The sequence below is a fragment of the Pedobacter sp. BG31 genome, assembly GCF_042464845.1.
Taxonomy (GTDB): Bacteria; Bacteroidota; Bacteroidia; order Sphingobacteriales; family Sphingobacteriaceae; genus Pedobacter; species Pedobacter suwonensis.
The window spans coordinates 286301-304918 of sequence record NZ_JBHNZK010000005.1 but is presented as its reverse complement, the minus strand read 5'-3'; the positions used below and the strand labels follow the sequence as shown (position 1 = coordinate 304918).

18 protein-coding genes are annotated in these 18618 nt (G+C 38.3%); 12 read left to right on the top strand and 6 right to left on the bottom strand.

Annotated elements, in window-relative coordinates:
• Positions 1 to 298: 298 nt before the first annotated feature.
• The 10 genes from ACFE6N_RS09320 to ACFE6N_RS09275 all read left to right on the top strand — a co-directional run bounded on the left by ACFE6N_RS09320 (position 299) and on the right by ACFE6N_RS09275 (position 11417).
• The gene (locus tag ACFE6N_RS09320; protein ID WP_090984284.1) at positions 299 to 676 is read left to right on the top strand and encodes a PEGA domain-containing protein; all 378 of its coding nucleotides are present in this window, start codon (positions 299 to 301) and stop codon (positions 674 to 676) included.
• Positions 677 to 1392: 716 nt separating this feature from the next.
• A complete protein-coding gene (locus tag ACFE6N_RS09315) occupies positions 1393 to 1836 on the top strand; it encodes an SPOR domain-containing protein (protein WP_378935808.1) in 444 nt (147 codons plus the stop codon).
• Positions 1823 to 3007: a M20 family metallopeptidase gene (locus tag ACFE6N_RS09310; protein WP_378935806.1), complete on the top strand. Its 1185-nt coding sequence runs from the start codon at positions 1823 to 1825 to the stop codon at positions 3005 to 3007. The genes ACFE6N_RS09315 and ACFE6N_RS09310 overlap by 14 nt, the downstream gene beginning before the upstream one ends.
• Before the next feature lie 95 nt (positions 3008 to 3102).
• The gene (locus ACFE6N_RS09305; RefSeq protein WP_378935804.1) at positions 3103 to 4044 is read left to right on the top strand and encodes a hypothetical protein; all 942 of its coding nucleotides are present in this window, start codon (positions 3103 to 3105) and stop codon (positions 4042 to 4044) included.
• A gap of 210 nt (positions 4045 to 4254) precedes the next feature.
• Complete coding sequence (locus tag ACFE6N_RS09300; protein WP_378935802.1) at positions 4255 to 5823, top strand: serine hydrolase; 1569 nt, start codon at positions 4255 to 4257, stop codon at positions 5821 to 5823.
• An 18-nt stretch (positions 5824 to 5841) separates the two neighbouring features.
• The gene (locus ACFE6N_RS09295; protein ID WP_378935800.1) at positions 5842 to 6501 is read left to right on the top strand and encodes an SGNH/GDSL hydrolase family protein; all 660 of its coding nucleotides are present in this window, start codon (positions 5842 to 5844) and stop codon (positions 6499 to 6501) included.
• 290 nt (positions 6502 to 6791) lie between these two features.
• Complete coding sequence (locus tag ACFE6N_RS09290) at positions 6792 to 7091, top strand: GIY-YIG nuclease family protein (RefSeq protein WP_378935799.1); 300 nt, start codon at positions 6792 to 6794, stop codon at positions 7089 to 7091.
• 721 nt (positions 7092 to 7812) lie between these two features.
• On the top strand, positions 7813 to 9798 hold the full coding sequence (gene dnaG / locus ACFE6N_RS09285; protein ID WP_378935798.1) for a DNA primase: 1986 nt from the start codon (positions 7813 to 7815) through the stop codon (positions 9796 to 9798).
• Positions 9799 to 9991: 193 nt separating this feature from the next.
• On the top strand, positions 9992 to 10357 hold the full coding sequence (locus tag ACFE6N_RS09280; RefSeq protein ID WP_090984265.1) for a YraN family protein: 366 nt from the start codon (positions 9992 to 9994) through the stop codon (positions 10355 to 10357).
• Positions 10335 to 11417 carry a glutaminyl-peptide cyclotransferase gene (locus tag ACFE6N_RS09275; RefSeq protein ID WP_378935797.1) on the top strand — a complete coding sequence of 361 codons (1083 nt, stop codon included), beginning with the start codon at positions 10335 to 10337 and terminating at the stop codon, positions 11415 to 11417. The genes ACFE6N_RS09280 and ACFE6N_RS09275 overlap by 23 nt, the downstream gene beginning before the upstream one ends.
• 335 nt (positions 11418 to 11752) lie before the next feature.
• Here ACFE6N_RS09275 and ACFE6N_RS09270 read toward each other — a convergent pair whose 3' ends face one another.
• From ACFE6N_RS09270 to ACFE6N_RS09245, 6 genes are all read right to left on the bottom strand, one after another.
• Complete coding sequence (locus ACFE6N_RS09270) at positions 11753 to 13372, bottom strand: glycoside hydrolase family 3 protein (protein ID WP_378935817.1); 1620 nt, start codon at positions 13370 to 13372, stop codon at positions 11753 to 11755.
• A gap of 189 nt (positions 13373 to 13561) precedes the next feature.
• Complete coding sequence (gene nadD, locus ACFE6N_RS09265) at positions 13562 to 14137, bottom strand: nicotinate (nicotinamide) nucleotide adenylyltransferase (RefSeq protein WP_378935795.1); 576 nt, start codon at positions 14135 to 14137, stop codon at positions 13562 to 13564.
• 136 nt (positions 14138 to 14273) lie between these two features.
• Positions 14274 to 14657, bottom strand: coding sequence for a type II toxin-antitoxin system VapC family toxin (locus ACFE6N_RS09260; RefSeq protein ID WP_378935793.1), 384 nt, complete (start codon positions 14655 to 14657; stop codon positions 14274 to 14276).
• Positions 14657 to 14860, bottom strand: a complete 204-nt coding sequence (locus ACFE6N_RS09255) for a DUF2281 domain-containing protein (RefSeq protein ID WP_145857367.1) — start codon at positions 14858 to 14860, stop codon at positions 14657 to 14659. Before ACFE6N_RS09255 ends, ACFE6N_RS09260 begins: the two co-directional genes overlap by 1 nt.
• Positions 14861 to 14896: 36 nt before the next feature.
• Positions 14897 to 15463, bottom strand: coding sequence for a guanylate kinase (gmk, locus tag ACFE6N_RS09250; protein ID WP_378935791.1), 567 nt, complete (start codon positions 15461 to 15463; stop codon positions 14897 to 14899).
• 59 nt (positions 15464 to 15522) lie between these two features.
• Positions 15523 to 16386: a YicC/YloC family endoribonuclease gene (locus tag ACFE6N_RS09245; RefSeq protein WP_090984255.1), complete on the bottom strand. Its 864-nt coding sequence runs from the start codon at positions 16384 to 16386 to the stop codon at positions 15523 to 15525.
• Between the two features lie 418 nt (positions 16387 to 16804).
• Here ACFE6N_RS09245 and ACFE6N_RS09240 point away from each other — a divergent pair, with 418 nt between their 5' ends.
• Both ACFE6N_RS09240 and ACFE6N_RS09235 read left to right on the top strand, forming a co-directional pair.
• Complete coding sequence (locus tag ACFE6N_RS09240) at positions 16805 to 17521, top strand: hypothetical protein (RefSeq protein WP_378935789.1); 717 nt, start codon at positions 16805 to 16807, stop codon at positions 17519 to 17521.
• A gap of 6 nt (positions 17522 to 17527) precedes the next feature.
• Positions 17528 to 18238 carry a hypothetical protein gene (locus ACFE6N_RS09235; RefSeq protein ID WP_090984251.1) on the top strand — a complete coding sequence of 237 codons (711 nt, stop codon included), beginning with the start codon at positions 17528 to 17530 and terminating at the stop codon, positions 18236 to 18238.
• Positions 18239 to 18618: the final 380 nt, after the last annotated feature.

Here is an 18618-nt window from a genome sequence, read left to right as displayed (position 1 = left end):
GCCTGGCAATAGGTGAATATCATCGGTTGTCAAGAGATACTGTTTCAACAAACCGCTGTATACCGAACGGTACGTACAGTGGTGTGAGAGGACAGATAGGGAACTAATCCCTATCTTCCTACTCGATTAACTAAATTTTTAATCCTCAAATTAACAGGTATATTTATGGACGGTCAATTTGAAATTGGTAGGCAATTTCTCAATGGTCAATAAACTTAAAATGGAGCCTGACAACCATAAAAAACGGGGCGTAACCGAAAAGCCATAAGAGTAGGAAACACACACAAAAAACACACAAATGAAAAGAATTTTAAACATTGCCGCTGTTTCAGCGACATTGCTGCTGTCTAGCTGCGCCACTATTTTTACGGGTACAAAACAAACCGTTCAAATTAATTCCAATCCTCCGGCCGCTACCATCGAAGTAGATGGCATTAAAACAGGCGTTACACCAATGGCTGTATCCTTAAAAAAAGGATTCACGGGACAAACCATCAGTTTAAAATTGGATGGTTACGAAACCAAAACATTCCAGCCCTCAACTACTTTTAATGCGGTATCTGTAGTAAATCTATTATTTTTTCCTGGTTTTATTATTGATGCCGCTACCGGTGCAATGATGAAATACGACCCAAAAGTGTACGAATTTACGTTAGAACCTAAGAAAGCGAATTAATCAATTGCCTAATGGTTATAATTCTTAAAGCCAGGTTTCCAAAAGGAATCTGGCTTTTTACATGCTGACGTCTTTACGTCTTGATATCGATATATATATATAGTATTTTTGAGTATGAGAACTGTAACATTGGATATTTTAAATGATAGAGCATTAGATCTTTTAAAAGATTTAGAATTGCTTAAAATTATTCGTTTGAGAAGAGATTCTAATATTTAGGATATCACTGGTAGCAAGCTGATTTCAAAATATAAGTGTTCGATGAAAAAACAGCCAATCTCGGATGTAGATGATCAGTTAAATAATCTCAGAAACCTGTTTAAGAATTGAATAAAATTAATCCGTATGTCAGTCTGAGCGTAGTCGAATACCATTAAGCGTTTTAATAAAAGCCATTGATCAGGCTTCCATTTAGGGACTCTTAGATAAACCGTCATTGCGAGGAGGAACGACGAAGCAATCATTCATGCCAGCGATTATTGTCCATAAAGATTGCTTCGTCGGCTGAAAAAGCCTTCTTATAATGACGATTCAACGAGAAGGTCATGTTGATTTTTATGTAATAAATTGATACCCGAAATGACAGGTCGAGACCTCCAATAATAACCATTTGCTTAACCCATAAAGAATGCCGATTTTTGCAACGATTTCGGCATTCTTGTTGTTAAGAAGATGGAGACAATACATGCGCTCATCATATGCCAATTATTTTGCCCATGAAAACAATATTAACTTTTATATCCTTTCTGCTTCTTACCATAACTGCTTTTGCACAGAAAGGCGAAGTAACTGTTATAAAAGACCCTTTAATTGATAGTTTAATCGCAAAACGACTGGAAGTTTATAAAAACTCAGGCGAGGTAAAACCTGGTAAACCGATCGTTTCATCCTATGGCTACCGCGTACAGATTTTTTACGGCTCAGACCGGCGCGAAGTTTTTAACCAGCAGGCACGTTTTAAAGGGATGTATCCTCAGTTAAACACTTACCTTACATACAAAGAACCCAACTATTATGTTCGTGTGGGCGACTTTAGAAGCCGTTTAGAGGCACAGCGCCTGATTAACGAACTGAGACCAACCTTCCCAACATTATTTATTTTTAGGGAAAAAATAAATGCACCAACTTTAGATACCACAACAACCAATGATCAAAAATAAAGTACAGGAACTTGCCGCTCACATTTTTAACGATGTAGTCGGTTATCGTCAACATATTCATGCCAATCCCGAATTATCTTTTAAAGAATTCGAAACATCACTGTTCATCAAGGATAAATTAAAAAAATGGGGAATTGAATATACCGACTGTGCCAATACGGGTGTGGTAGGGTTAATTAAAGGCAACCAACCATCTGATAAAATTATTGCTTTACGTGCTGATATGGATGCGTTGCCGATCCATGAAGCAAACGACAAACCTTATAAATCCAGGAATCATGGTGTAATGCATGCCTGCGGACATGATGTGCATACTTCTTCACTTTTAGGAACAGCTTATATCTTAAATCAAATGAAAGATGATTTCGGCGGAACCATCAAATTGATTTTTCAGCCTGCTGAAGAACTTCTGCCAGGTGGGGCAAGCATTATGATTAAAGAAGGTGTACTCGAAAATCCAAAGCCACAACATATTGTTGGCCAGCATGTAATGCCATTAATTGATGCCGGTAAAGTGGGTTTTCGCTCAGGTATTTATATGGCCTCGACTGATGAACTTTATGTTACCGTTACCGGAAGAGGTGGGCATGGCGCACAACCACACCAAAACATCGATCCGGTTTTAATCGCTTCGCATATCATTATTGCTCTGCAACAGATTGTGAGTCGCAATGCCGATCCACGTATTCCATCGGTGCTGTCGTTTGGTAAAGTTACGGCCAATGGTGCAACCAATATTATCCCGAATGAGGTTAAAATTGAAGGTACATTTAGAACATTGGATGAAAACTGGAGAGATGAAGCGCACAAACGCATGAAAAAAATGGCCGAAGGGATTGCCGAAAGCATGGGCGGAAGCTGCAATTTCGATATCCATAGGGGCTATCCGTTTTTAATCAATGAAGAAAAACTAACCGCAAATGCAAAAGCCTTTGCAGAAGATTATTTGGGGAAAGAAAATGTGGTTGATTTAGATATCTGGATGGCTGCTGAAGATTTTTCTTTTTATTCACAGGTAACAGATGCCTGTTTTTATCGTTTAGGTACTGGGAACGCAGCTAAAGACACCCAATACTCGGTACACACGCCAAGATTTGATGTGGATGAGGATGCCTTGAAAATATCAACCGGATTAATGGCTTACATTGCTTTAAAACAACTGGGAAATTAGTATAGAAGATGTAAACAGATAAGATGGATGATGGAAATTTAAGTTCCGTCGCCCATTTTCCATCCCCCATCTCCCACTAACATTATCCATTACACATGAAAAAGATATTTCTGCTTTTATTATTCATCCCTTTCTTTCGCGAGGGTTTTGCTCAGGAAATCAACCGCTTTAACCCGGATACAATTAAAACCATCGTACTCGATTCGGCTGTAAATATCAAGGCTGAGAAGTTGAATGTAGAAACCTTTATCAGAAAAGTGATGTATGATACTTCGTTTTATCAATCGTTCAGAGATATGAAACGTTATACTTTCATTGCTGAAAACAGGATTTACAGTTACGATAAGAAGAATAAGGTAGATGGAAAAATTTACCGGAAAATCCGCCATAACAATAGCGGCCCCTACAAAATGGAATATCTGGTAAAACAGGATACCGGAAAAATTTATAAAAGAAACGGGAAATACCAGTTGTATACCGTAGAAATGTTTGATTACATTTTTATGAACGCTTATAACACCGATTTTGTACCCAATGCACCTAAGCCTGATGGAAAAGGAGGAACAAACGAAAGTTATAAAGACAAACTGAAAACCTTAATTTTTAATCCTGGCCGTCCGATAAAGGTGCCGTTCATCGGTAGTAAAACAGAGATATTTTCGGCCAATATGCGCCAATATTATGATTATGGTTTCACAAGCGGTACTTATCTCGATTCCATCCCGGTGTATCGTTTTAAAGTTTCTGTTAAACCTGATTTAAGCAAATGGACCAAAGATGGGATCATGATCAAAGAACTAGTTACTATTTTTGATAAGCGCAATTTTAATATCCTGGGCCGGTATGTAGACATGAAATACAGCAACATGCTATTTGATTTTGATGTGCAGATGAATATAGAAATGGGCTATTTCGGAGAGGATAAATTGCCGACCAAAATTACTTATCAGGGTAACTGGGATTATCCTTTCAAAAAAGAAGAAAGAGCAAGCTTTTTAATCGTACACAAAGATTATAAACTCGAAAAGGGCAAATAAAGATTAAGTTCTCGTCACGCTGAATTACAAGTAGAGATAGATTTCAAATGTCTTGTAGCGACTTCGTATTTAGCATCTTCATGCAAAATAGACCTGAAGTCAATTCAGCACAACGATCGCTTTTGAAATAATGGATGAAATTTATCCTTATTAATAAAAATTAATCGAATTCCGCTTAGTATCTTTAAAAGATTATTTAAGCTCATATTCATGCAGATTTTTTCAGCTTTTAGATTTAAAATATCAACCATTTTCTTATTGTTTTGTGCTGTTCACCTGCAGGCACAGGTACTCACATCAAAGCAGATCGATAGTGTTGTAGAAAAAACATTGACTACCTTTAACGTTCCCGGAATTGCAGTTTCCGTTATAAAAGATGGTAAAATTATACATTTAAAGGGGTATGGGATAAGCTCGGTCAAAACCAATAAGAAAGTTGATGAGCATACCCTTTTTGGTGTAGCATCCAATACAAAAGCCTTTACGGCGGCTGCTTTAGGTATGCTTGTTGATGAAAAGAAGATTACCTGGGATACCAAGGTGACGGACATCATTCCTGAGTTTAAAATGTACGATGCTTACGTAACCAGTGAGTTTACTATCCGCGATTTGCTTACACACCGCAGTGGTTTAGGTTTAGGCGCAGGGGATTTAATGATCTGGCCTGATTCATCAACTGTGGATAAAAAACAACTCATTCACAATTTACGGTACTTAAAACCGGTTTCATCCTTCCGTACCAAATACGATTACGACAATCTGATGTATATTGTTGCCGGCGAAGCTGTGGCAAGAGTTTCAGGTATTACCTATGAGGATTTTATTGAAAGCAGGATCATTAAACCATTAGGTATGAGTAAAACGGCTGCTTCATGGTACCGTTTAAAAGATAAATCAAATGTAATTGATGGTCATGCACCTTATGAAGGTAAACTGCTTCCTGTAGGATTAAGCTTCGGCGAAATTGCTAATGCCGCAGGGGGGATTTACTCAAATGTTACCGATATGAGCAAGTGGGTATTGGCGATGATCAACGGTGGTAAATATGGAGAGAACCTTGATAAGAAATTATTCAGTCCTGCTGTGGCAAGAGAACTCTGGACCCCGCAAACTATTATTGCCGGCGGTAATCCGGCAGCTTTTAGCAGTTATGGGTTAGGCTGGTTTTTGAGTAATGTGAACGGTAATTTTCAGGCTACACATACCGGTGGCCTTTCAGGAATCGTAACACAAGTTACCATTTTGCCAGAACTGAAATTGGGTATCATTGTATTAACCAATCAGCAATCCGGAGCCGCTTTCAATGCCATTACCAATTCAATCAAAGATGGTTATTTAGGTATTAAAGGTCAGGATAGGATTAAAACTTACAATGATAACAGGTTAAGAAACGAAAAACAAGCAAATGAGATGGTTGCCAGAGTTTGGAGCGATATTGCTGTACAGCAAAAATTAGCGGCTTCAAAACCTGATGCCAAAAACTATTATGGAACTTTCCGCGACGCCTGGTTTGGCGAAGTAAGCATTAGTGAAGTAAATGGTAAAATGCATTTCCAGGCTAAAAAATCACCTAAATTAAAGGGCGATATGACTTACTATAAGGGCAATACTTTTATTGTGAAATGGTACGACAGAAGTTTGGATGCTGATGCCTTTGTTAATTTTAGCTTAGATAACAATGCCCTGGCCGATGGTTTCAAAATTGAGGCCATTTCCCCATTAACTGATTTTAGTTTCGATTTTCAGGACCTGGATTTTAAAAAGACCGATAATAAATAACCTAACCATTTATACACGATGAAAACAGTAATAAAAACGAGTATTTTACTAAGCTTTTGCTTAATTGCATTAACCTCAATGACATTTAAACCTAAACGCATTATCTTTTTCGGCGATTCAATTACCCAGCAGGGTGTTTCAAAAAACGGATATGTAACGCTGATCAAAAAGTCGCTCGATTCAACCAAATATGATGTGATAGGTGCTGGTATCGGTGGCAATAAAGTTTATGACCTTTACCTGCGTTTAGAAGATGATGTATTAAACAAAAAGCCAGATTTAGTGGTGATTTATGTAGGCATTAATGATGTGTGGCATAAACAATCTTCTCATACGGGAACGGATTATGATAAATATTTGAAATTTTATCAGGCTTTGATCAATAAAATTCAGGGTGTGGGCAGTAAAGTGGTATTGGTTACGCCGTCAGTTGTTGGTGAGAAAAAAGATGGCACCAATGAACTGGATGCCGATTTGAATAAATATGCAGAAGGAATCAGGACATTGGCCGCAAAAAATAATCTTCCTGTATGCGATTTGAGGAAGGTTTTTGCAGATTATGAAGCAAAAAATAATCCGGAAGATAAAGAGAAAGGTATTTTAACCGTTGATCGGGTGCACTTAAATGAAACCGGAAATAAATTGGTAGCGGATCAGCTTTTGCCTTTGGTGAAGTAACAGGTTCTAAACCGCAAAGTTCGCTAAGTATTTCGCAAAGCACACATATCGTCATTGCGAACTGAAGAAATGGAATGTGCGATGGAGTGAAGCAATCGTTCCTGCGAGGTGAATAGTAACTAAAAAGTATAATAGTAAAAAGATTGCCTGACTGCTGCAGGCAGGGTTCGTCGGCTGAAAAAACCTCCTCGCAATGACGATCTTTGTAGCGTCATTGCGAACTGAAGAAGGGGAATGTGCAGTGGCGTGAAGCAATCTTTCCTGCGTAATGGCTGATTTAAAACATAATAATGGAGCGCGGCGGAACAGTTTACATTATTACTAATTTTACGCATACAACATTTTACACTGGAGTTACCTCTGACATAACATCTAGAATAATAGAGCACAAAGAAAAAGCACATCCGAAATCTTTTTCTGCAAAATATAACTTAGACAAACTTGTTTATTTTTGTTCCTATGATTCGATAGAGGAAGCAATTGCAGAAGAAAAGAGAATTAAGGGCGGAAGCCGAAAAAGGAAAATAAAATTAATAGAATCTATAAATCCTGGATGGAAGGATTTATGGGAGATAGTGAAAGAATGGTGAGGTAAGATGTAATCGTCATTACGAATTGAAGAAATGGAATGTGCGATGGAGTTAAGCAATCTTTCCTGCTAGGTGATTAGTGACTAAAAGGTATATAGCAATTAAGATTACTTCGTCGGCTGGAAAAGGCCTCCTCGCAATGACGATCTTTGCGGCGTCATTGCGAACTGAAGCAAGGACTGTGCGATGGCGTGAAGCAATCTTTCCTGCAGGAAGATAACTGATTGAAAAGTAGCTAATAGCTAAAAAGATTGCTTCGTCGGCAGAAAAAGCCTCCTCGCAATGACGATCTTTGCGGCGTCATTGCGAACTGAAGAAGGGGAATGTGCAGTGGCGTGAAGCAATCTTTCCTGCAGGGAGATAACTGATTGAAAAGTAGCTAATAGCTAAAAAGATTGCTTCGTCGGCAGAAAAAGCCTCCTCGCAATGACGATCTTTCCGGCGTCATTGCGAACTGAAGAAGGGGAATGTGCAGTGGCGTGAAGCAATCTTTCCTGCAAGGAGATAACTGATTGAAAAGTATCTAATGGCTAAAAAGATTGCTTCGTCGGCAGAAAAAGCCTCCTCGCAATGACGATCTTTGCGGCGTCATTGCGAACTGAAGCAAAGGATTGTGTGGTGGAGTGAAGCAATCTTTCCCGCAGGTAATAACAGTTTAAATAAAAATAGCAAAATAGATTGCTTCGTCGTGCCTCCTCGCAATGACGGACAATAACTAAGTATGATAAACCGCGAAACAATAGATAAGATAATGGATACCGCCCGTATTGAGGAGGTAGTTGGGGATTTTGTGCATTTAAAAAAACGCGGAACCAGTTTAATTGGTAATTGCCCTTTCCACGGCGAAAAAACACCGTCTTTCCACGTATCTGTAACCAAAGGGATTTATAAATGTTTTGGCTGCGGTAAAGGGGGTGATTCGGTGCGCTTTATTATGGATCATGAAAAATATTCATATCCGGAAGCACTTAAGTTTTTAGCCAATAAATACAACATAGAAGTAGAGGAGACCGAACTTTCTCCTGAGGCTGCCGAAGCCCAGAGTGCCAAAGAAAGCCTTTATATCGTATCGCAGTATGCTGCTACGTTTTTCGTAAAACAGCTTTGGGAAACAGACGAGGGCAGGGGCATAGGCCTGAGCTATTTTAAAGAGCGTGGTTTTAGGGAAGATATCTTAAAAAAATTCGAGGTGGGTTATTCTCCCGATGTTTGGGATGCGATGACACAAAGCGCAACCCATGCAGGCCATAAACTGGAATTTTTAGAAGCCACCGGCTTATCAATCAAAAATGATAATGGGAAAATTTACGACCGTTTCCGCGGCCGTGTGATGTTTCCCATCCATAACTTTACCGGTAGGATTATTGGTTTTGGGGGCAGAACGCTAAAAACAGATAAAAATGTACCTAAATACGTAAATTCTCCTGAAAGCGAAATTTACCACAAATCGAACGTGCTTTATGGTTTATTCCATGCCAAAAAAGCCATCCGGGATTTAGATAACTGCTACCTGGCCGAAGGTTATGCTGATGTACTTTCTGTTCACCAGGCTGGTGTAGAAAATGTAGTAGCCTCTTCGGGTACTTCCTTAACGGTAGAGCAGATTAAACTGATCGGCCGTTTTACACAAAATATCACCATTCTTTTCGATGGCGACGCTGCGGGAATTAAAGCTTCGCTCCGTGGTTTGGATATGATTTTGGAAGAAGGACTGAACGTGAAGATTGTTTCCTTTCCCGATGGTCATGACCCTGATTCTTATATGCATCACGTAGGTGCCGGAGCATTTAGAACCTACCTGGAGCAGAATAGAAAAGATTTTATTTTATACAAAGCGAATGTACTGCTCAAGGATGCCGGTACTGATCCGATCAAACGTGCAGGTATTATCCGCGATATCGTAGAAAGTATAGCTAAAATTCCTGATCCGATTAAAGCTTCGGTTTTTATCCGCGAGAGTAGTAGCCTGCTCGAAATAGAAGAACATATTCTGCTTAGCGAACTTAATAAGATGCGTTCGGCAAAACTTAAAAAAAGTTTTGAGGGTAATCATCGTGCAGCTCCTTCCTCAAATCCGAAACCATATACTTCAGGTCCCCCAGAACCGCTTGGTCCGCCCGATGATTTATGGGATGATAGTGCCGGCCCAATGGGTTACGAGCCGCAAGAGCCAGCTAAAGAAGAAGAGTATCAGGAAAAGGAAATTGTTCGCTTATTACTGGCTTTCGGGCATGAATTTGTAAACTGGGATAAAATTGATGATATGTACATTGGTCCATTCATCATGCAGAACCTGAGCGATGTAGAATTTGATGATCCGCTTTGCAAGAAAATTATTGACCATTATAAATCCGAAATTGACAACGGCAGATTACCAACTGCGAACCACTTCGTTAAACATGAAGACCGGGATATTGCTGATCTTGCGATTACGCTTTCCACTTCCGAGTATGCTTTAAGTGAAAACTGGTTAAATAAACATCTTATCTATGTTAAAGATGAATCGATGAATTTGAAAGCAACCATTTTGGGCGGTATTTTTCACCTCAAAAAACGGAAGGTGGAGAAGATATTAATGAACCTGTTGAAGGAAATTAAAGAGGAAAAGAACGAAGATAACCAAATGATTTTAATGCAGCGCTATGGCGTGATTAAAGGCGTAGAAAGGGAAATTTCAAAATTTTTAGGCTCTGTTATCGTAAAGTAAATTATAAATGATTGGAGTCCTGTAAAGATTTCGTTATCTCGACTGAAGCATAGCGAAATGGAGAGATCTATATAAACAGATATAACTTCGTTGGGCAATTTGTGGTTCGCGACTGGCCTGCACACTATAAGAAATTACCGTTTTTCCAGCACGAAGGTTGTTCAGTGAAAAATCGATCATTAAATAATTATTTATGGCGCTTCATAACGATTTAGGCAGAGCAGGTGAAAGGATTGCGAAACAATATCTGGAAGATCAGGGGTATGAAATTTTAGATGAAAACTGGACGCATGGTAAAGCCGAAGTAGATTTAATTGTTTATAAAAATGGTATTATGATTTTTGTAGAAGTTAAATCCCGTAGCTCTATCGCTTTTGGCGAACCAGAAGAATTTGTACAAAAATCGAAACAAATTCAGATGGAATTGGCCGCTAATGCCTATATTGAAATCATGAATCATCAAAATGATATCCGTTTTGATATTATTGCGATTACCTTTACAAAAAATAAGACTTATAATTTAAACCATATAGAAGATGCGTTTTGGCCTGAAGATTAACCATATTAAAAATTTCATATTTGTTGGATCTGCACTTGCATTGGTAACTGCCTGTAAAGAAAGTGCTACTACAACCTACCGTAGCTTTGTTTCTCCATTAACCGGTCTTAATGTGCCATCGGGGAATGAATTTGATGTGAAAGTGCTGTTTGGAGCTGATCAAAAAGTAGATTCAGTAGTGTATTTGATCGATACCGTCAAAGTTGCTTCAAAAACCGATACTTTGGCCCTTAAACTTAAAACTAACGGTCTGAAACTGGGTAATCACCTGTTAACAGCTAAAATATTTGGTGAAGGGAAATCAGAAGATATCACATCAAATATAAACGTATTAGCCGGTCAGGCACCTGCAGAATATACTTACAAAGTAATCAGGAGCCTGCCTCATGATACCGCTTCTTATGTTGAGGGTTTAGAATACCATGATGGCTTCTTTTACGAAAGCGCAGGAGATTATGGTCATTCGAGCTTGCGCAAGGTAGATCCTGCTACAGGGAAAATTCTTCAGAAAACAGATTTAGATAAACAGTATTTTGGCGAAGGCATGACCGTAATCGGAAATAAGATTATTCAGTTAACCTATCGCGAGAAAGTAGGTTTTGTATACGATAAGGCTACCTTCAAAAAATTATCGGAATTTTCTTACACTACAGGAAGAGAGGGCTGGGGTTTGGCCTTTGACGGGGAGAAGGTGTTGAATACCGATGGTTCCAACACGATCTTTTTCCTGGATAAGGATACCTATCAAAAAATTGGTTCGATTGATGTTTTCGATAATAAGGGCCCTATCCAAAATCTGAACGAACTTGAAGTGATTGATGGTAAGATTTATGCAAACGTATATACGACGAATGAAATCATGATCATTAACCCTGAAACAGGAGCTGTTGAAGGCAAGATCGATTTATCAGGATTGTTGCCAGCCGATTATTTTAAAACTGATGATGAAAAAAATAACAATGTATTAAACGGGATTGCTTACGATAAGGTGGGTAAAAGACTTTTTGTAGCCGGTAAAAAATGGCCACACATTTTTCAGATTGAGTTGGTTAAGAAATAGTTAAATTGATAGGTAGGTCACATTGAACTTATTGAAATGACTTAAATGGTCGCTGGATAAGCTATGAATGACATAAATCAAATAGAAAGGTCATCATCCGATCGCTAGCTATCGCATCCCGAGTATGTGGGAATATCTTAACGCCCTCGCATTAAGATTATTCATAAGTGTTTTCTATTCAATGGCATTCATGAGCACTTCGTGGTTCCCAATAAAGTTAGGAATGAAGATCGATCGGATGATATTACCAAATAAAATTTATCTGTCACTCATATTGATTTTATAAAATAGTTATCCCAGTAACAAAAATATGATATTTTGTGGACAGCGCAGAGCTAAAGCCCATCCCCAAATTTATAATATGGAGCCACACTCACGGGTAACTTACCCGTAGGTACCAAGCGGTTGTTAATTACTGCAGCAGCCGAAATCTGCATGTAATCTTCTTTTTGATAGGCAACTACTAAACCTTTGCTATTCTCTAACCCGGACAAGCCAGCCAGGTTATACGGATTTGCAAACAAGGCAAAAACAGCATTTTTGGTCGATAATTCTTTAATAAAATTCTTAACACCTGCATTCAGCTGTATATTATTTGCAGGCCTTGACCTGCTGTCATGAATGCCTACAATTATCTGGTCAAATGCACTGATTTCACGAGCGATGTTTGAAATTTGAGCTGCACTGGCGTCTTTGTCCAGCACATAATAAACAGAGTTGTAATAACCTTTCGATATCTCTTTCTGAAAGGTAGTTACAGAAGGTACACCAATACTGATAATCGCTGTTCTTCTGATCGGGATAAGGCGTTTAATATAATCTTTACCTTTGAGCAAAGTTACTGATGCATTTGCCAGTTCCTGCACCAAAGCGCTGCTCGAATTGCGGTTTACACCTGCAAAAATACCTTGGGTTACAATCGTATCGCGTTTAGCTAAACCCGCCCAATATTTTGCAGTTAAGATCTTGCGCACACTTTGGTCAATCTCAGCCATACTTACACGATCATGTCTTACCGCTTTACGTACCAACTTAATGGCTCTATCACTGTTTTCAGAAAGTTCTATGATGTCATTACCTGCAATAATCCCCATCAAATCAGCTTCGCCATTTTTAAAGTATTTTACCACCCCTTTCATATCCATCGCATCTGAAATAATCAGCCCTTTAAAGCCTAATTTCTGCTTTAAAATACCAGTAACTATAGGCTTAGAGAGTGTAGAGGGTACATTTGGAGTATTATCTAAAGAGGGGATGTTCATGTGGGCAATCATTACTCCGGACGCGCCTTGTTTGATCAGTTCTTTAAATGGATACATTTCTAAGGTATCCAAACGTGTAGCAGAGAAAGTAAGCTGCGGTAAATCGTAATGTGAATCAACATCGGTATCGCCATGACCGGGGAAGTGTTTCAACGTCGTTAATAAACCACCATCCTGCATGCCTTTCATATAGGATGCAACTTTACTCGTCACATTATATTTGTTTTCGCCGAAAGAACGGTAGTTAATTACCGGGTTTTTAGGATTATTGTTAATATCTGCATCAGGAGCTAGGTTCATCTGCATCCCCAGTCGCTTATAATCTTTAGCTATTTCCAAGCCCATTTTATACAATAGCTCCTTATTTTGGATGGCACCTAAAGTCATTTGGTAAGGATAAGAGATGGTACTGTCTAAGCGCATGCCCAAGCCCCATTCCCCGTCGTTTGCCACAATAAGCGGTACCCTGCTCAGTTTCTGATAAGCATTGGTAGCAATGGCTTGCCTGCCCGGTCCACCCTGAAAAAAGATCACTCCGCCCAATTGTTCGCGTTTAATTACCTGACCAACCGAGTCGGTATATTTTTGACCCAGGTTGGTATGAGCACGTACAAAGAACATCTGTGCAATACGCTCTCTGCGGTTTAATTTATTAAAAACCGAATCGACCCATTTTGGTTGATTGGCTAACATTTCTAAATAGGATTTTTGTTGTGCGCTGCCCGAAAATGCAACTCCGCATAGGGCAATGAGGATAAAAAGATTTTTTTTCACTTATTTTTTGGATCAGTTAGCTAAATTAATAAACCAAAGCCGTATTGAACAAAAACCCGTCCAATTAACGAATTTAATACAGTAGGTTTTAAAAAAATATACTGCAGATTAAGATCTGTACATTCCCTTGCCCTCAATAAAGTCAATTACTTTATCAGGCAGGAAAAACTGTATATTTTTTTTCTCTTTGATGGCTTTTCGGATAAAGGTTGACGAAATTTCCATTAAGGGAGTGTTTGTAAAAGTGATGGAGGGGTGGTTTTTCCATGCGTCCACATCTGCTCCCGGACGGGGATAAACATAGATATGATAGTTTTTGAGTAACATCTCATAGTTCTTCCATTTTTTAAAAGAAACGAGATTGTCAGCGCCCATGATCAGTACAAACTCTTTCTCAGGATATTTTTCATGGAGATAGGTTAGCGTATCAATGGTATAAGAAGGCTGTGGTAATGCAAATTCGATATCACTAACGCGGATATGTTCTGCAGTTTCAGTAGCTAATTTGGCCATTTCCAAGCGATCATACATGTTGGTCAAGCCGCTTTTGTCTTTTAAAGGATTGTGTGGAGAAACCACCAGCCATACTTCATCGAGTGCCGTGTGGTTCGCCATATAATTGGCGATAATTAAATGCCCGGTATGGATAGGGTTGTAAGAACCGAAGAAAAGACCAGTTTTCATGTTTGCGGTTTTCAGTATATATTTGTCATCAGTACAAACGTAGCCGAAGTAGTTATTTTTAAAAAAAGATTGCTTAGGCTTTGTGCGCCTTTTTCATCGCTCGGTTCGCAATGACGGATTTATTTATATTATTAGTTTACCAGCGTATTTTAATCTTATAAAAGCTGAAATTTTGGTCTTTTGTCAAAATAGTTAAATCTTCTGAGATTCCTTGAGCGATCAAAATCCTGTCAAATGGATCACGATGATGAAAATCTAATTCGTTTGATTTAACAATATGATCAAATGAAATTGGTAATATTTCTATTTGATTCTGATCCAAAAAGTCTAAAATTCTATCGAAGTCTGCATTTAATGAAAGTTTATTTAGTTTGCATTTGATCGCAATTTCCCAAATACTGGCAATACTGATAAAACATTGATTTTTTAGATTCTTAATTTCATCAATTAACTCATTTGGCAAAGATGAATCTCCATTTATAAACCAGATAAATGTATGCGTATCTAACAGAAACTGCATTACATATAATCTTTAAAGTCTTCTAATGGTTCATCAAAATCGGCAGACATTTTGAAGAAATCTTTGGCATAGCCAAATTGTCTTTCTTTCAGTTTTTTACTGGCTTTCGATTTTTTCTTTAGTGATGAGACAAACTCAGATACTTGCTTCTTCAGGTCTGAAGGCAATGAAGATATTTGGCTATACAATTGAATATCAGTCATCAATCAAATATAAGGATTTCTACACGCTTAGGAAAATTATTTCTTCAAGAAATCCCCGACCAATTGCTCTGCTTCTGCGCAAGCGGTGGCTAAATCGTAATTTTTTAAGACCACATCAAACTTATCTGCATAAAGCAATTCTTTTTCGGCTTTGATAAAACGTTCCTGTAATTTTTCAGGGCTGTCAGTTCCGCGGCCGCTTAAACGTTCCTTTAATACCTCCAATGATGGCGGCTGAACGAAAATAGCCAATGCATCATTTTCATACTTTCTTTTTAAACGGATACCGCCTTCAACATCGATATCGAAAATAACGTGTTTGCCTTCATTCCAGATGCGCTCTATTTCTGATCGTAGTGTTCCGTAAAAGGTGCCGTTATATACTTCTTCAAACTCTACAAACTCCTGGTGGGCAACTTTGTGTAAAAATTCTTCCTTGGTAATAAAATAATAATCGTTTTCATGTGTTTCATCACCTCTCAATTCTCTGGTAGTTGCAGAAATGGAAAAGCTCAGTTCAGGAAACTTCTTTAATAAATGATGTACTATGGTGGTTTTACCTGCTCCTGATGGTGCTGAAAATATGATTAATTTGCCTTGCATGCTTTTAAAAGTTTTGCTATTGGCGTCTGGCATAAGCGTTTACCGCTTTCCACCCAACGCTACAACACATTCAGTAACTGTTCTTTTATCTTTTCTAATTCTTCTTTCATTCCTACCACAAACTGCTGCATCTGAGCATCATTCGCTTTAGCGCCCATGGTATTGATTTCTCTACCTATTTCTTGCGAAATGAAACCCATTTTTTTGCCATTTGCTTCTTTGCTTGCCAGAGTCTGCAAGAAATAATCGCAATGGCTTTTCAAACGTGTTTTTTCTTCGGTAATATCAATTTTATCGATGTAGTAGATCAATTCCTGTTCAAAACGGTTTTGATCAATATTTACCTTACCTACTGCATCTTCTAAAAACTGGTTAAATTTATCGCGGATGGCTGTAATCCTTTTAGGCTCCAGTTCTTCCACCGATTTAAAGTACGACAGGATATTTTTAATCCGTAGTTCCAGATCTGCCTTCAAAACAGCGCCTTCATCTTCCCTGAACTGGTTGAAGTTGGCCAGGGCTTCGGTAAAAATCTGGTAAAGCTGGTTCCACTCATCTTCGCTAACACTTTCTTCCTTGTAACTAATTACATCAGGAAAAGTTAAGGCTGTTTGCAATAAATTACTGCTATCAGCACCTAATTCGTTATTAACAGCAACAAGTTGCTGGTAGTAATGACCCAATAAAGCGGTGTTAATAGTAGCACCGGTAACCTCGCCATTAGTGCGTTCTATCGTGATGCTTAAACTTACCTTTCCGCGCTCTATATCTTTGCTGCAGATATTGCGTAGAATCAGCTCCTTATCTGAAAATGCCTTTGGGTATTTTAAATTTAGCTCCAGGAATTTACTGTTGAGTGATTTGATTTCGACACTATACTTTGCGTTTGCATAATCGGCTGTTGCTAAGCCGTATCCTGTCATGGATTTTATCATGCGCAAAGATAGGGTTTTAAGCCGAAAGGAGAAATAATAATGGTTAAGGGGCTAGAATTATAGCTTATCAGATAAAATAGCTTTATGATTAGAAAACAGCGTTCAGTATTTCTTCGGGTAGTGAAGCCCTGCTTTCCATTACATGTCCTTGCTACGCTGTGGTCTTTCATTTCATAAAAATGCCATTAGTTTTTTCATAGGATTAACGTTTATTTAACAGTTTGCATGCTTAACAAATCTTATTTTTACAACTTGTTGTAAATAGGATGGCTTTCAAACTTTTTTTATAAAGCTTATGATTTTCTGACCAAGGTGTAGAATGATGCGTAAAAAAACAAAAGCTAATCACTGTTGATATAGAACCTAAGCCACGCTATCTGATCATTTAATTTGCCAGTTTTAAACAATGAAGCATTTGAAGATTATTCTTTTATTCATCATTTTAATAAAAGGTATAAAACTCAACGCCCAGGATTTTTTGCTAAAAGGAGTGGTGATTGAAAAAGGTTCTAATGTGCGTGTTGCTTTAGCAGCGATAACCAATATCCGAAGTAAAATGGGTGCAAGCAGCAACGATATCGGCATGTTCCAGTTAAATGCCAGAGTCGGTGATACGCTTTTTATCCGGAAAAAAAACTTAAACGATCAAAAAGTAGTTGTTAAAACAGCTGATGACCTGGTTGTTTTTTTGGTAAGGGGCAGCACTATGCTGGCAGAAGTGACGGTTAAAGGGCAGACCAAAAAGCAGGAAATGGAAGAAATTAAGCGGGATTTGAAACATAACGGCTCTTTCTTTGCTGGTAAACCACCATTAATTTTATTAAATCCGCTTGGTGGCAGCCCGATAACATTTTTTTATGAGCTTTTTGGGAAAACACCGGCAAGAGCACGTAAATTTAACCGTTATTATAAAAAGGAGTTAAGTTTGATCGAAGTAGACAAGTTTTTTAATAAAAACCTGGTTGCGGACAATACAACATTAACAGGGAAAGACCTCGACAAATTTCTGCTCGATTATTACCCAACACGCAGCATGACCATTAATTGGAGCAATTATGATGCGGTTAAATACATTAAAGAGTCGGCTAAGAAATACACCGATACTTTAAAGCACACAAATTAGCATAACATGAGAAACGTTAAATCTGCCTTTATAATCTTTGTTTTTACCTTAATCGGCTTTGTGGCAAAAGCGCAAGACTTTATTGTGAGAGGTGTGGTCATCGAAAAAGGCTCAAATGTTAGAATTGCATTATCGGAGATTACGAATTTGCGTACCGGTATCGGTGTTGGCAGTAATGATATTGGGATGTTTCAGCTGAAAGCCAGAATTGGTGATACACTTTTGGTAACTAAAAGGGACTTAATTGATCAGCGTGTAGCGGTAAGCAGTGAAAAGGATCTGGTCGTTTATCTGGTTAGAGGAAGTACCACATTGGCCGATGTAACCATTCGGGGCAATACAAAACAGCAAGACCTGAATGAGATTAAGCAGGAGTTTAAGAATAAGGGTGTATACAATGGCGGTAAAACTACGTTCCTGTCGGCTATATTTAGTCCTTTAAATGCACTTTATAACCTCTTTGGAACTGACCCTAAAAATGCCCGGAGATTTAGCCGGTATGCGGATAATGAGATTAAACAATCGCAGATTGATGTATACTTTAATCAAAGCATCATTAAAAATAATACTGAATTAAGAGGCGATACCTTAGAAAGATACATGCTCAATTGTCGTCCTGAATTTAATAAAGCGCAGTACTGGAACAGTTACGATTACATCAAGTATATTAAAGAATCTTCGAAAAAATTTACAGATACGCTTGGGAAGGGGAAGTAGTTTAGTCCTTAGTCAGGAGTCCGTTAAGCAGTTTGCAGTTAGCGGTTTGCAGTTACTCATGATCTAATCTGAGGTTTGGATTCAGTTAACAAAGTTTCAACAATTAAACCGATTAAGCAGTTTGCGGTTTGCAGTTACTCATGATCTGATCTGAGGTTTGGACTTCAGTTAACCAGTTTCAACAATTAACCGATTAAGCAGTTTCCAGTTAGCAGTTTGCAGTTACTCATGATCTGATCTGAGGTTTGGATTCACTTAACCAGTTTCAACAATTAACCGATTAAGCAGTATTCAGTTTCCAGTTAGCGGTTTGCAGTTACTCATGATCTGATCTGAGGTTTGGATTTCAGTTAACCAGTTTCAACAACTAACCAATTAAA